This window comes from Histidinibacterium lentulum (assembly GCF_003789055.1).
Taxonomy (GTDB): domain Bacteria; phylum Pseudomonadota; class Alphaproteobacteria; order Rhodobacterales; family Rhodobacteraceae; genus Oceanicola; species Oceanicola lentulus.
This window is the reverse complement of record NZ_ML119084.1, coordinates 315256-328255: the sequence shown is the minus strand read 5'-3', so window position 1 is coordinate 328255 and position 13000 is coordinate 315256. Positions and strand designations below refer to the sequence as shown.

The following is a 13000-nucleotide window of genomic DNA, read 5'->3' as shown; positions in this document are numbered from 1 at the left end:
CCGGGGAGCCGCGCGCTCACCGCGGTTGGACAACCAGGGCGACCTCGCCCGCGAAGGAACGGAGGCCGCATGGCCAGAGAACCGAACAGAGATGGCGGACGCGACGGCGGCCGCGGACGCCGCGACCGCGAGGAGGCTCCCGAATTCGCCGATCGCCTCGTGGCGATCAACCGGGTGTCGAAGACAGTGAAGGGCGGCAAGCGCTTCGGCTTCGCGGCGCTTGTCGTCGTGGGCGACCAGAAGGGCCGCGTGGGCTTCGGCAAGGGCAAGGCCAAGGAGGTCCCCGAGGCGATCCGCAAGGCGACCGAACAGGCCCGCCGCAAGATGATCCGCGTCCCTCTCCGTGAGGGCCGGACCCTGCACCACGACGGCTACGGCCGCCACGGCGCGGGCAAGGTCGTCATGCGCACCGCGCCGCAGGGGACGGGCATCATCGCCGGCGGCCCGATGCGCGCCGTGTTCGAGATGCTGGGCCTGCAGGACGTGGTGGCGAAGTCCATCGGCTCGCAGAACCCCTACAACATGATCCACGCCACGCTCGACGGCCTCACCCGCCAGCAGAGCCCCCGCAACGTCGCCCAGCGGCGCGGCAAGAAGGTGGCGGACATCCTGCCGAAGCGGGACGAATCCCCCGCCGCGCAGAGCCAGGTTTCGGAGGACGCGTAAGTCATGGCCAAGACCATCGTCGTCAAGCAGATCGGCAGCCCGATCCGCCGCCCCGCCAAGCAGCGCCAGACGCTGATCGGCCTCGGGCTGAACAAGATGCACCGGACCCGCGAACTCGAGGACACCCCCGCCGTGCGCGGCATGGTGGCGAAGATCCCGCATCTGGTGGAGATCGTCGAAGAGCGCGGCTGAGCCCCGCTCCCGACCTTTCCGAACGTCGAAAGCCCCGGCCCGGTGACGGGCTCGGGGCTTTTCCGTGTGCCGATTTTGCGGCCGAGGTCGCGGCGTCTCGTCCGGGAAAAGGGGCGGGGACGGCACCGCGGGGCGTCCCGGTCCGGGAGCCGGGAGGCCTCTCTGAGAGGCGCGCTTGCACCGCGCGCCGCTTTTCGCTATGCGCCGCCGGTGGCCCCGTGCCATCCGATTCAACCATACGTCACGCCGTGTGCCGCTCTCGTTCGCTTCGGGGCGGTCTTCCGGCAAGGAGAAGCGACATGAAACTGAACGAACTGCGCGACAATCCGGGCGCAACCAAGAAGCGCATGCGCGTCGGCCGCGGCCCCGGCTCCGGCAAGGGAAAGATGGGCGGCCGCGGCATCAAGGGCCAGAAGTCCCGCTCGGGCGTCGCGATCAAGGGCTACGAGGGCGGCCAGATGCCGCTCTACCAGCGCCTGCCGAAGCGCGGCTTCAACAAGCCGAACCGCAAGTCCTACGCGATCGTGAACCTGGGCCTGATCCAGAAGTTCATCGACGCGGGCAAGCTCGGCACCGAGATCACCGAGACCGAGCTCGTGGACAGCGGCCTCGTGCGGCGGCGCCTCGACGGCATCCGCCTTCTCGCCAAGGGCGAGCTGACCTCGAAGGTCTCCATCACCGTGACCGGCGCCTCTGCCGGGGCAGCGGAAGCGGTGGAGAAGGCCGGCGGCACGCTGACCGTGACGGCACGGGCTTCCGAGACCGAAGCCGCTTAACGGGTTGTGGGGGCGCGCGGCGCCCCTTACATCCTTGCCTGTCTTGATGCGCGCCGCCGACGACGCCCGCCGGCGCCTGCGCGCAGTCCTAGGAAAGAGCGTCCATGGCATCTGCAGCAGAGCAAATGGCGTCGAACATGAGCTGGGGGGCCTTCGGCAGGGCCACCGAGCTCAGGCAACGCATCCTCTTCACCATCGGTCTTCTGATCGTCTACCGGGTCGGCACCTACATTCCCGTCCCCGGCATCGACGGAGACGCGCTGCGATCCTTCATGGACGAGGCGGCTGCGGGCCTCGGCGGCGTGCTGTCGATGTTCACCGGCGGCGCCCTGGGCCGCATGGGCATCTTCGCCCTCGGCATCATGCCCTACATCTCCGCCTCGATCATCGTGCAGCTCATGGGCGCGATGTACGAGCCGTGGAAGCAGCTGAAGAAGGAAGGCGAGCAGGGGCGCAAGAAGCTCAACCAGTACACGCGCTACGGCACGGTGATCCTGGCGACATTCCAGGCCTACGGCCTTGCCGTCAGCCTCGAGGCGGGGGATCTGGCCTCCGATCCCGGGCTGTTCTTCCGCGCCGCGGTTGTGATCACCCTCGTGGGCGGCACGATGTTCCTGATGTGGCTGGGCGAACAGATCACCGCCCGCGGCGTCGGCAACGGCATCTCGTTGATCATCTTCGTCGGCATCATCGCCGAGATCCCCGCGGCGCTGGCGCAGTTCTTCGCGCAGGGCCGCTCGGGCGCGATCGGGCCCGCGGTGATCATCGGCGTGCTGGTGATGCTCGTGGTGGTGCTGACCTTCGTCGTGTTCATGGAACGCGCGCTGAGGAAGATCCATATCCAGTATCCCCGCCGCCAGGTGGGGATGAAGGTCTACGACGGCGGCAACAGTCACCTGCCGATCAAGGTGAACCCGGCGGGCGTCATCCCGGCGATCTTCGCCTCGGCGCTGCTCCTGCTGCCCACGACGATCTCCACCTTCTCGGGCGGCGAGAACGCAGGGCCCGTGATGTCCACGATCCTCGCCTATTTCGGCCCCGGCCAGCCCGCCTACCTGGTCTTCTTCGGCGCGATGATCATCTTCTTCACCTTCTTCTACACCAAGGAAGTCGCCTTCAAGGTCGACGACGTGGCCGAGAACCTGAAGAACCAGAACGGCTTCATCCCCGGCATCCGACCGGGGAAGCGGACGGCGGAATATCTCGACTACGTGGTGACGCGCATCCTCGTGGTCGGGTCGGGCTACCTCGCCCTCGTGGCGCTGCTGCCCGAGATCCTGCGGACCGAACTGGCCATTCCGTTCTATTTCGGCGGCACCTCGATCCTGATCATCGTGTCGGTGGGCATGGACACGATCCAGCAGGTGCAATCGCATCTCCTCGCGCACCAGTACGAGGGCCTGATCGAGAAGAGCCAGCTGCGCGGAAGACGCAGCGGCAAGGGACAGAAGACACGGAAAGGGCCCGCGCGGCGATGAACATCATTCTGCTGGGCCCGCCGGGGGCCGGAAAGGGCACGCAGGCGCGGCGCCTCGTCGACGAGCGCGCCATGGTGCAGCTCTCCACCGGGGACATGCTGCGCGAGGCTCGCACCAGCGGCACCGAGATGGGGCGCATCGTGGCGGAGGTGATGGACCGCGGCGACCTCGTCACCGACGAGATCGTGATCGGCCTGATCCGGGAGAAGCTGACGGACGGCGGGTCCGGTGGCGGCTACATCTTCGACGGCTTTCCCCGCACGCTGGCCCAGGCCGACGCGCTGTCGGCGCTCATGTCGGAGACCGGCGAGACCATCGACCACGTCATCGAGATGCAGATCCGCGACGAGGAACTGGTGGACCGGATCTCGGCGCGCTCCACCTGCGCCAACTGCGGCGAGGTCTACAACGACATCACGAAGCCGATCCCCTCGGACGGCAAGTGCACCGTCTGCGGCGGCACCGAGTTCAAGCGCCGCGCCGACGACACCGCCGAGGCGCTCACCACGCGCCTTTTCGCCTATTACAAGCAGACCTCTCCCCTCCTCGGCTACTACCACGTCAAGGGCCTTTTGCGGCCCGTCGATGGCATGGCGGAGATGGATGCCGTGGCGGCCCAGATCGCGGGCATCCTCGACGCCTGAACCGGCCGCTGCGGACCGTGACGAAAACCGGTTGACAGGGGGTTGACCCTTTGCCGGGGCGCCGATAGCTAGCCCCATCTCCTCCGCGAGAATCGAACGGGGTCCGTGCGGCCCGACCACCTCTGTTGCGCATGCCCGGGGTCTCCCCCGGCATCCGTTGTGAAAAAAGGGCCTGGCACTACGGGCTCGCGACGAAAGGAACACCGTCTTGGCACGAATCGCCGGCGTCAACATCCCCACTTCAAAGCGGGTGCCGATCGCCCTCACCTACATCACCGGAATCGGCCCGTCCTCGGCCCGCTCCATCTGCGAGGCGACAGGCATCGACCAGTCGCGCCGGATCAACGAACTCTCGGATTCCGAGGTTCTGGCGATCCGCGAGCATATCGACGCCAACTTCACCGTCGAAGGCGACCTGCGCCGTGAAGTGCAGATGAACATCAAGCGCCTGATGGACCTCGGCTGCTACCGCGGCCTGCGTCACCGCCGCAACCTCCCCGTCCGCGGTCAGCGGACCCACACCAACGCGCGGACCCGCAAGGGCCCCGCGAAGGCCATCGCCGGCAAGAAGAAATAAGGGGAGATAGGGAACATGGCTCGTCAACCCACGCGCGGCGACCGCCGCGGCGGCAAGAAGAAAGTCTCGAAGAACATCGCGGCGGGCGTGGCCCACGTGAACTCTTCGTTCAACAACACCAAGATCCTGATCTCCGACGTGCAGGGCAATGCGATCGCCTGGTCGTCCGCGGGGACCATGGGCTTCAAGGGCTCGCGCAAGTCGACGCCCTACGCCGCCCAGATGGCCGCCGAGGATGCCGGCCGCAAGGCTCAGGAACATGGCGTGAAGACCATCGAGGTCGAGGTGCAGGGCCCCGGTTCCGGCCGCGAGAGCGCGCTGCGCGCCCTGGCCGCCGTGGGCTTCAACATCACCTCGATCCGCGACGTCACGCCCATCGCGCACAACGGCTGCCGTCCGCCGAAGCGCCGCCGCGTCTGACCCGCGTCCGGAATACCGGGGAAACCGCCGATCGCGGCGCTTTCCCCCTTTGTCGTTTACGTAACCTCGGGATGTCCCACGCCGCCGATCATGGGTGAGGGACGGGAATGGAGGGCCGCATGATCCACAAGAACTGGGCCGAATTGATCAAGCCCATGCAACTGGACGTCAAGCCGGGCACGGATCCGATGCGCCGCGCCACGCTGGTCGCCGAACCGCTGGAGCGGGGCTTCGGCCTCACCCTGGGCAACGCGCTGCGCCGCGTGCTGCTCTCGTCGCTGCAGGGCGCCGCGATCACGGCGGTGCAGATCGACAACGTGCTGCACGAGTTCTCCTCGGTCGCCGGCGTCGCCGAAGATGTGACCGACATCGTCCTGAACCTCAAGGGCGTCTCGATCCGGATGGATGTCGAGGGGCCGAAGCGCCTGACGGTCCAGGCAAAGGGTCCGGGCGCGGTCACCGCCGGCGACATCTCGGAAAGCGCGGGCATCGAGATCCTGAACAAGGATCACCTGATCTGCCATCTCGACGAGGGCGCCGATCTCTACATGGAGCTGACCGTCAACCAGGGCAAAGGCTATGTCGCGGCCGACCGCAACAAGCCCGAGGATGCGCCCATCGGCATGATCGCCATCGACGCGATCTATTCGCCCGTCAAGAAGGTCAGCTACGAGGTCCAGCCCACCCGCGAGGGCCAGGTGCTCGACTACGACAAGCTGACCATGAAGGTGGAGACGGACGGCTCGGTCAGCCCCGAGGACGCCGTGGCCTATGCCGCGCGCATCCTGCAGGACCAGCTGCAGATCTTCGTCAACTTCGACGAACCCGAGAGCGCGTCGGCCCATGGCGATGACGACGGGCTGGAGTTCAACCCGCTCCTGCTGAAGAAGGTGGACGAGCTGGAGCTGTCGGTGCGCTCCGCCAACTGCCTGAAGAACGACAACATCGTCTATATCGGCGACCTGATCCAGAAGACCGAGGCCGAGATGCTCCGCACCCCGAACTTCGGCCGCAAGTCCCTGAACGAGATCAAGGAAGTGCTTTCGGGCATGGGCCTGCACCTCGGCATGGACGTGGAGGACTGGCCGCCGGACAATATCGAGGATCTGGCGAAGAAGTTCGAAGACCAGTTCTGAGGGGGAAGCCGGGCTGAAGCCCGGCCTACACCTTCGCACGAACCGTAGGCCGGGCTTCAGCCCGGCCCACGCAGAAAGACCCGGGCATCCCGCCCCAAGGGGAGCGGGGGACACGCATCCCCCGCCGGACAAAGCAAAATCGCCCGTAGAGGGCAAACCGGAGAAGTCACATGCGTCACGCCCGCGGATACCGCAAACTCAACCGCACCCATGAGCACCGCAAGGCGCTCTGGGCCAACATGGCCGGCTCGCTGATCGAGCACGAGCAGATCAAGACGACCCTGCCCAAGGCCAAGGAACTCAAGCGGATCACCGACAAGCTGATCACGCTCGCCAAGCGCGGCGACCTGCACGCCCGCCGCCAGGCCCGCGCCCAGCTCAAGCAGGACGCCCATGCCGCGAAGCTCTTCGACGTGCTCGGCCCCCGCTACGCCGAGCGTCAGGGCGGCTATACGCGCGTTCTGAAGGCCGGCTTCCGCTACGGCGACATGGCGCCCATGGCGATCATCGAGCTGGTGGACCGCGACGAGAGCGCCAAGGGCAAGGCCGACCGCGAGCGGCTCGAGGCCGAGGAGGCCGACGCCGAGGAGTGATCCCCGGCGCCGCCGCATGACACGAGGCCCCGCTCCGGCGGGGCCTTTTCGTTCCGGCGCCCGGAGGTATAGACCCGTCCCATGGCCGACCTTTTCGATCAGCACGGGGAAGACCGGTCGGGCACCGCGCCGCGCCCGCTCGCCGACCGCCTGAGGCCCACCCGGCTCGCCGAGGTGATCGGGCAGGCGCGCATCCTCGGCCCCGACGCGCCGCTCACGACCATGCTGGCCTCGGGCGCGCTGTCCTCTCTGATCCTCTGGGGGCCGCCCGGCGTGGGCAAGACCACCATCGCGCGGCTGCTGGCGGACGAGACCGACCTGCATTTCGTGCAGATCAGCGCCATCTTCACCGGCGTGCCGGACCTCAGGAAGGTCTTCGACGCCGCCAAGCTGCGCCGCCGGGCGGGGCAGGGGACGCTCCTCTTCGTCGACGAGATCCACCGCTTCAACAAGGCGCAGCAGGACGGGTTCCTGCCGCACATGGAGGACGGCACGATCCTCCTTGTCGGCGCGACCACGGAAAACCCGTCCTTCGAGCTGAACGCCGCCCTCCTGTCCCGCGCGCAGGTGCTGGTTCTCGACCGTCTGGCGGAAGAGGACCTCGACCGCCTCGCCGCCCGTGCCGAGCAGGAGCTGGGCCGCCCCCTGCCGCTCACCCCCGAGGCGCGCGCGGCGCTCCTCGGGATGGCCGACGGCGACGGCCGCGCGCTCCTGAACCTCGTGGAACAGATCGCGGGCTGGTCCCCTGCGGAGCCCCTGGACACCAGGGCCCTCTCCGCGCGCCTCACCCGCCGCGCCGCCCAATACGACAAGTCGGGCGAGGCCCATTACAACCTGATCTCCGCCCTGCACAAATCCGTCCGCGGCTCCGATCCCGACGCAAGCCTCTACTGGTTCGCCCGGATGCTCGAGGGCGGCGAGGACCCGCGCTACCTCGCCCGCCGCATCACCCGCATGGCCGTCGAGGACATCGGCCTCGCCGACCCCGAGGCGCAGACCCACTGCCTCGCCGCCTGGCAGACCTACGAGCGCCTCGGCTCGCCCGAGGGGGAACTCGCGCTGGCGCAGGCGGTCGTCTACCTCGCCCTCGCGCCGAAATCGAACGCGGCCTATGTCGCCTACAAGGCCGCCCGCGCCGCGGCGAAACAGACCGGGTCGGAGCCGCCGCCCCACCACATCCGCAACGCGCCCACGAAGATGATGAAGGAACTCGGCTACGGCGAAGGCTATGCCTACGACCACGACGCCGAGGACGCCTTCTCCGGCCAGCACTATTTCCCGGACGGCATGGAGCGGGCGCGCTACTACGACCCCCCCGACCGCGGATTCGAGCGCGAGTTGAACAAGCGCATCGCGTATTTCGACAAGCTCCGCGCCCGTCGGACCCCGTAAGCCCCGCACCGCTTGACTTCCCGCGCCACCGACCCGAGGACAGGGCCATGCTCGCCACCACCCTTCAGGTCGCCCTCGGCGGCGCGATCGGCGCCTCCGCCCGGTTCCTCGTCGGGGCGGGCATGGCGCGGGGCTTCGGCACGGGCGGCTTTCCGGTCGCGATCCTCGCGGTGAATGTCGCGGGCTCGTTTCTCATGGGAGTTCTCGTCGTGCTTCTCGGACGCATGGGCCTCGCCCATCTGACGCCCTTCGTCCTGACGGGCATCCTCGGCGGCTTCACCACCTTCTCGGCGTTCTCGCTCGAGGCGGTGACGCTCTGGGAGAACGGCCTCGCCGGGCAGGCGGCGCTCTATGTGGGCCTGTCGGTGATCCTGTCGATCCTCGCCCTCGGGGCGGGGCTGTGGCTGGCGCGGGGGATCGCATGAGCGGGGTGCAGACCCTGACCGTGGGCCCGGACGAGGGCGACCAGCGGCTTGACCGCTGGCTGAAACGGCATTTCCCGCAGGTGACCCAAGGCCGGATCGAGAAGGCCTGCCGCAAGGGCGAGATCCGCATCGACGGCGCGCGGGCCAAATCCTCCACCCGGGTGGCGCCGGGCCAGAAGATCCGAGTGCCGCCCCTGCCCGCCGAGGGCGACGTGCGCCCCGACCTGCGCGACACCCGCGTCAGCGACGAGGCGGCGGAGCGTATCCGCGCCGCCGTGCTCTATCGCGACGACCATATCCTTGCGCTGAACAAGCCCCCGGGGCTGGCGACGCAGGGGGGCACCGGCCAGGCGCTCCATGTGGATGCGCTGGCTCCCGCGCTGATGTTCGATGCCGAGGAGCCGCCGCGCCTCGTCCACCGGCTCGACAAGGATACGTCGGGCGTCCTTCTCATGGCGCGCGGCCGGACCATGGCCAAGGCGCTCACCGATGCCTTCCGCGCCCGGGACGCGCGCAAGATCTACTGGGCGATCTGCGCGGGCGTTCCGAACCCGTCCGGGGGCACGATCCGCTTCGGCCTCGTGAAATCGGGCCATGCGGGGCACGAGAAGATGCGCGCCATCCATCCCGGAGAGGTCGCCTCCACGCCCGACGCACGCCACGCCACCACCGATTACGCGGTGATCGAGCGTCTGGCCAGCCGCGCGGCCTGGGTCGCGCTGGTCCCCGTGACGGGCCGCACGCACCAGCTGCGCGCCCACATGGCCGAGATCGGCCATCCCATCGTCGGAGACGGCAAGTACGGCGGCTCCGGGCAGGAAAACCTCGGGTCCGGCTGGGGCGCGCAGCTGGGCGGCGACATCAGCCGCAAGCTGCATCTGCATGCCCGGAGCCTGTCGTTGCTCCATCCCGTGACCGGTAGGCGGCTGACCCTCGTGGCGCCGCTGCCCGACCACATGGCGCGAAGCTGGCAGACGCTGGGCTGGAACCCGGCGGACGCGCCCGCCGATCCGTTCGAGGACGACCCGCGATGAGCGAATGGAGGATGAAGCGGTTCTGGACCGAGGCCGCGCCCGTCGAGACCGCCTCGGGCTGGGGCATCGCGCTCGACGGCCGGCCCGTGCGCACGCCCGCCAAGGACCTGCTGGAACTGCCTTCGCGTGCGCTGGCAGAGGCCGCGGCCGACGAATGGAACGCGCAGGAGGAGGTCGTCGATCCCGGCGCGATGCCCGTGACCCGCGCGGGCAATTCCGCCATCGACAAGGTCCGGCCCCAGTTCGACGAGGTCGCCCGGCTGACCGCCGACTATGGCGGGACCGACCTTCTGTGCTACCGCGCCGAGCAGCCGGCCGAGCTGGTGCGCCGCCAGACAGCGGGCTGGGACCCGCTGCTGGACTGGGCGGCAGCCGACCTGGGCGCGCGGCTTCTGCCGGTCGCGGGGGTGATGTTCCAGCCGCAGGATGCGCGGGCGCTGGATCGGCTGCACCGCGAGGTGCGCGCACTCGATCCGTGGCGGCTGACCGCCTTTTCCGATCTCGTGGCGCTCTCGGGCTCGCTGGTGATCGGTTTCGCAGTGGCCCGCGAGGCGCTGGACCCGGACGAGGCATGGCGCCGCAGCCGGATCGACGAGACCTGGCAGGCCGAGCAATGGGGCGAGGACGAAGAGGCCGCCGAGGCCGCCGAGATCAAGCGCCTGGTGTTCCTCGACGCGGCACGTTTCCTGCGCCTCGCAGGGTCCTGATCCGCCTCGAACCCGCTCAATGTGTCCATAACTGCCGAAACGTCAGGCAGATGACGGTTGTGTGGGCGACGCGGGACTTGACCAATGCCGCTCCGGTGGCCACCATTTCCGCATGACGGGTGCTCAGGGAGAGTTCTGACCCGTTGTCCGCGGGGGGGTGTCCGATAGAAGAGCATGATCCCCGATCAACAGGCGCGCCAAGGGGGACTCCCGGGGGGCGACAGACAGGAGTGAGGTATAAATGAACAAGACCGTAATTTACGGTGCTTTGACGATTGCCGGCCTTGCGGCGGGCAGCGCGGCTGCAGCGACCCTTGACGACATCAAGGCGCGGGGCACACTCAACTGCGGCGTGAACACCGGCCTGACGGGCTTTGCCGCGGCGGATGCCAACGGCGTCTGGGACGGGTTCGATGTCGCCCTGTGCCGCGCCGTCGCAGCCGCGGTCCTGAACGACGCGACCGCCGTGGAGTTCATTCCGCTCACCAGCCAGACCCGCTTCACCGCGCTGGCTTCCGGCGAGATCGACATGCTCTCGCGGAACACCACCTGGACCTTCACCCGCGACGTGGACCTGGCGTTCGAGTTCACGGGGATCAACTACTACGACGGCCAGGGCTTCATCGTTCCGCGCGAGCTGGGCGTGGCCTCGGCGCTTGAACTCGACGGCGCGTCGGTCTGCATCGAGACCGGCACCACGACCGAGCTCAACCTCGCCGACTTCTTCCGCGTCAACAACATGAACTACGAGCCGGTCCCGATCGCGACCAACGGCGAGGCGCTGGAGCAGTACGGCGCGGGTGCCTGCGACGTCTACACGACCGACGCCTCCGCCCTCGCCGCCGCGCGGGCGACCTTCGAGGACCCGTCGGCCCATGTGATCCTGCCCGAGATCGTGTCGAAGGAACCGCTCGGCCCGGTGGTCCGCCATGGCGACAACCAGTGGGGCGACATCGTGCGCTGGACGCTGAACGCGCTCATCGCCGCCGAGGAACTCGGCATCACCTCCGCCAATGTCGCGCAGCTCGCGGCTGACGGCACGGACAACCCGGAGATCAACCGTCTCCTGGGCGTCGAGGGCGATTTCGGCGCGATGCTCGGCCTCGACAACGACTGGGCCGTGCGGGTGATCAGCACCGGCGGCAACTACGGTGAACTCTTCGAGCGTCACATCGGCGAGTCCACTCCCATCGGCCTCGCGCGCGGTCTGAACGCGCAGTGGACCGACGGCGGCCTGCTCTACGCGCCGCCCTTCCGCTGACCTTCCGGTCCGGGGCCCTGTCGCACGCGGCGACGGGGCCCCGGACCACCCGTTACAGCGCAAGCCAACACCAGAGCTTCCCACAACAGGCGGGACGCACCGGGACAACCCGGGCGGCACCCGTGTCAGGCAACGGAAGCCAGGGAGACCAGGATGACGACGACCACCGAACCGCGGAGCGGCGGTTTCCGCCTGTCGCAACTCCTCTACGACACGCGCTACCGCTCCATCACGATCCAGGTCGTCGCCCTCGGCCTTCTTGTGCTCGCGGTCTACTGGCTGCTGTCGAACACGGTCGAGAACCTCGAGGCACTGGGCAAGGATTTCAACTTCGGTTTTCTCGCGCAGCCCGCGAGCTATGACATCAACCAGCGCCTGATCGAATACGACAGCCGGTCGAGCCACGGCCGCGCCGCCATCGTGGGGATGCTGAACACCATCCTGATCGCCGTGCTCGGCTGCATCGCGGCCACGATCCTCGGCGTCATCGCGGGCGTGCTGCGCCTGTCGAAGAACTGGATCGTCTCGCGCCTGATGGGCGTCTACGTCGAGGGCTTCCGCAACATCCCGCTCCTGCTGTGGATCGTGCTGATCTTCGCCGTGGTCAGCGAGAGCCTGCCGCATCCCCGCGCCTACGGGTCGGGAGAGGTCGATCTCTGGCTCGGCTCCGTGGCGATGACCCGGCAGGGCACCTGGATCCCCGCGCCGGTCTGGGGCGCCGGCTCGACCGCGCTCCTCGCCGTCTTCGTCCTGTCCCTCGCCGCGATCTGGGGCTTCCGCCGCTTCGCCCGCAGACGTCAGGCCGCGACCGGCCAGATCCTCCCGGTGCTCTGGGTCTCTCTGGGCCTGCTCGTGCTGCCCACGCTCATCGCCTATTTCCTCCTCGGCCGGCCGCTGACGCTCGACTATCCCGAGCCGCGCGGCTTCAACTTCGACGGCGGCGTGCTGATCCGCAACTCGTTCATCGCGCTGTGGCTGGCGCTCTCGCTCTATACCGGCGCCTTCATCGCCGAGATCGTGCGCGGGGGCATCCTCGCGATCTCCAAGGGGCAGACCGAGGCGGCCTTCGCCCTCGGCCTCCGCCCCGGGCGGACGATGAACCTCGTGATCCTGCCCCAGGCCATGCGGGTGATCGTGCCGCCGCTGATCTCGCAATACCTGAACCTGACGAAGAACAGCTCCCTCGCCATCGCGGTGGGCTACATGGACGTGCGCGCCACGCTGGGCGGCATCACGATCAACCAGACCGGGCGGGAACTGGAGGGGATGCTGCTCCTCGGTCTCTTCTACCTGACGCTGAGCCTGATCATCGCGGGCTTCGGCAATCTCTACAACACCAGCGTCAAGCTGAAGGAGCGCTGAGATGGCCGGACCGCAGGAGCGCGAGAATGTCTGACACCCACGCCCAGACCGTGGCCTATGTCCGCGAGACCATGCTCCCGCAGCAGGAGCCGCCGATGACGCAATCCGGCGCGGTGCGCTGGATGCGCGAGAACCTGTTGTCCTCGCCGCTCAACATCCTGCTGACGGTGGCGTCGCTCTGGATCATCTACCTGTCCCTCGCGGCGCTCGTGCCCTGGATCCTGAACTCCGTCTGGGACGCCCGATCGCTGTCGGAATGCCGCCAGGTATTCCTCGTGACGGGCGCGCCCGGCGGCGGCGGCGCATGCTGGGCGGTGCTCCAGGAACGCGGCATCCA

At 68.4% G+C, this 13000-nt stretch carries 15 protein-coding genes; all 15 read left to right on the top strand.

Annotation, left to right across the window (positions count from 1 at the left end; genetic code table 11):
- Positions 1-69 precede the first annotated feature (69 nt).
- Positions 70-666 (top strand): 30S ribosomal protein S5, encoded by a 597-nt coding sequence (gene rpsE / locus EAT49_RS09915; protein ID WP_123642156.1) that lies wholly within the window; start codon positions 70-72, stop codon positions 664-666.
- A 3-nt stretch (positions 667-669) separates the two neighbouring features.
- Positions 670-858, top strand: coding sequence for a 50S ribosomal protein L30 (rpmD, locus tag EAT49_RS09910; RefSeq protein WP_123642155.1), 189 nt, complete (start codon positions 670-672; stop codon positions 856-858).
- Positions 859-1157: 299 nt separating this feature from the next.
- On the top strand, positions 1158-1634 hold the full coding sequence (gene rplO / locus EAT49_RS09905) for a 50S ribosomal protein L15 (RefSeq protein WP_123642154.1): 477 nt from the start codon (positions 1158-1160) through the stop codon (positions 1632-1634).
- A gap of 104 nt (positions 1635-1738) precedes the next feature.
- A complete protein-coding gene (secY, locus tag EAT49_RS09900; protein ID WP_246003814.1) occupies positions 1739-3112 on the top strand; it encodes a preprotein translocase subunit SecY in 1374 nt (457 codons plus the stop codon).
- Complete coding sequence (locus EAT49_RS09895) at positions 3109-3756, top strand: adenylate kinase (RefSeq protein ID WP_123642153.1); 648 nt, start codon at positions 3109-3111, stop codon at positions 3754-3756. Before secY ends, EAT49_RS09895 begins: the two co-directional genes overlap by 4 nt.
- Before the next feature lie 208 nt (positions 3757-3964).
- Positions 3965-4333: a 30S ribosomal protein S13 gene (gene rpsM / locus EAT49_RS09890; RefSeq protein ID WP_123642152.1), complete on the top strand. Its 369-nt coding sequence runs from the start codon at positions 3965-3967 to the stop codon at positions 4331-4333.
- 15 nt (positions 4334-4348) lie between these two features.
- Entirely contained in the window at positions 4349-4753 is a 405-nt protein-coding gene (rpsK, locus tag EAT49_RS09885; protein WP_123642151.1) for a 30S ribosomal protein S11, read from the top strand.
- Positions 4754-4872: 119 nt separating this feature from the next.
- Positions 4873-5889, top strand: coding sequence for a DNA-directed RNA polymerase subunit alpha (locus EAT49_RS09880; RefSeq protein WP_123642150.1), 1017 nt, complete (start codon positions 4873-4875; stop codon positions 5887-5889).
- 170 nt (positions 5890-6059) lie between these two features.
- Positions 6060-6482, top strand: coding sequence for a 50S ribosomal protein L17 (gene rplQ, locus EAT49_RS09875; protein ID WP_123642149.1), 423 nt, complete (start codon positions 6060-6062; stop codon positions 6480-6482).
- An 81-nt stretch (positions 6483-6563) separates the two neighbouring features.
- Complete coding sequence (locus EAT49_RS09870) at positions 6564-7874, top strand: replication-associated recombination protein A (RefSeq protein WP_123642148.1); 1311 nt, start codon at positions 6564-6566, stop codon at positions 7872-7874.
- A gap of 47 nt (positions 7875-7921) precedes the next feature.
- Positions 7922-8299 (top strand): fluoride efflux transporter CrcB, encoded by a 378-nt coding sequence (gene crcB / locus EAT49_RS09865; RefSeq protein ID WP_123642147.1) that lies wholly within the window; start codon positions 7922-7924, stop codon positions 8297-8299.
- Positions 8296-9333 carry an RluA family pseudouridine synthase gene (locus EAT49_RS09860; RefSeq protein WP_123642146.1) on the top strand — a complete coding sequence of 346 codons (1038 nt, stop codon included), beginning with the start codon at positions 8296-8298 and terminating at the stop codon, positions 9331-9333. The genes crcB and EAT49_RS09860 overlap by 4 nt, the downstream gene beginning before the upstream one ends.
- Positions 9330-10040, top strand: coding sequence for an ATP12 family chaperone protein (locus EAT49_RS09855; RefSeq protein WP_123642145.1), 711 nt, complete (start codon positions 9330-9332; stop codon positions 10038-10040). The genes EAT49_RS09860 and EAT49_RS09855 overlap by 4 nt, the downstream gene beginning before the upstream one ends.
- Before the next feature lie 241 nt (positions 10041-10281).
- Positions 10282-11301, top strand: coding sequence for an amino acid ABC transporter substrate-binding protein (locus tag EAT49_RS09850; protein ID WP_123642144.1), 1020 nt, complete (start codon positions 10282-10284; stop codon positions 11299-11301).
- Positions 11302-11454: 153 nt separating this feature from the next.
- Entirely contained in the window at positions 11455-12663 is a 1209-nt protein-coding gene (locus tag EAT49_RS09845; RefSeq protein WP_123642143.1) for an amino acid ABC transporter permease, read from the top strand.
- The last annotated feature ends 337 nt before the right edge of the window (positions 12664-13000 follow it).

Excerpts from the sequence above, each read along its gene's own strand:
- rpsE (WP_123642156.1), top strand. The coding sequence starts at position 70 with ATGGCCAGAGAACCGAACAGAGATGGCGGACGCGACGGCGGCCGCGGA.
- rpmD (WP_123642155.1), top strand. The coding sequence starts at position 670 with ATGGCCAAGACCATCGTCGTCAAGCAGATCGGCAGCCCGATCCGCCGC.
- rplO (WP_123642154.1), top strand. The coding sequence starts at position 1,158 with ATGAAACTGAACGAACTGCGCGACAATCCGGGCGCAACCAAGAAGCGC.
- secY (WP_246003814.1), top strand. The coding sequence starts at position 1,739 with ATGGCATCTGCAGCAGAGCAAATGGCGTCGAACATGAGCTGGGGGGCC.
- EAT49_RS09895 (WP_123642153.1), top strand. The coding sequence starts at position 3,109 with ATGAACATCATTCTGCTGGGCCCGCCGGGGGCCGGAAAGGGCACGCAG.
- rpsK (WP_123642151.1), top strand. The coding sequence starts at position 4,349 with ATGGCTCGTCAACCCACGCGCGGCGACCGCCGCGGCGGCAAGAAGAAA.
- EAT49_RS09880 (WP_123642150.1), top strand. The coding sequence starts at position 4,873 with ATGATCCACAAGAACTGGGCCGAATTGATCAAGCCCATGCAACTGGAC.
- rplQ (WP_123642149.1), top strand. The coding sequence starts at position 6,060 with ATGCGTCACGCCCGCGGATACCGCAAACTCAACCGCACCCATGAGCAC.
- EAT49_RS09870 (WP_123642148.1), top strand. The coding sequence starts at position 6,564 with ATGGCCGACCTTTTCGATCAGCACGGGGAAGACCGGTCGGGCACCGCG.
- crcB (WP_123642147.1), top strand. The coding sequence starts at position 7,922 with ATGCTCGCCACCACCCTTCAGGTCGCCCTCGGCGGCGCGATCGGCGCC.
- EAT49_RS09860 (WP_123642146.1), top strand. The coding sequence starts at position 8,296 with ATGAGCGGGGTGCAGACCCTGACCGTGGGCCCGGACGAGGGCGACCAG.
- EAT49_RS09855 (WP_123642145.1), top strand. The coding sequence starts at position 9,330 with ATGAGCGAATGGAGGATGAAGCGGTTCTGGACCGAGGCCGCGCCCGTC.
- EAT49_RS09850 (WP_123642144.1), top strand. The coding sequence starts at position 10,282 with ATGAACAAGACCGTAATTTACGGTGCTTTGACGATTGCCGGCCTTGCG.
- EAT49_RS09845 (WP_123642143.1), top strand. The coding sequence starts at position 11,455 with ATGACGACGACCACCGAACCGCGGAGCGGCGGTTTCCGCCTGTCGCAA.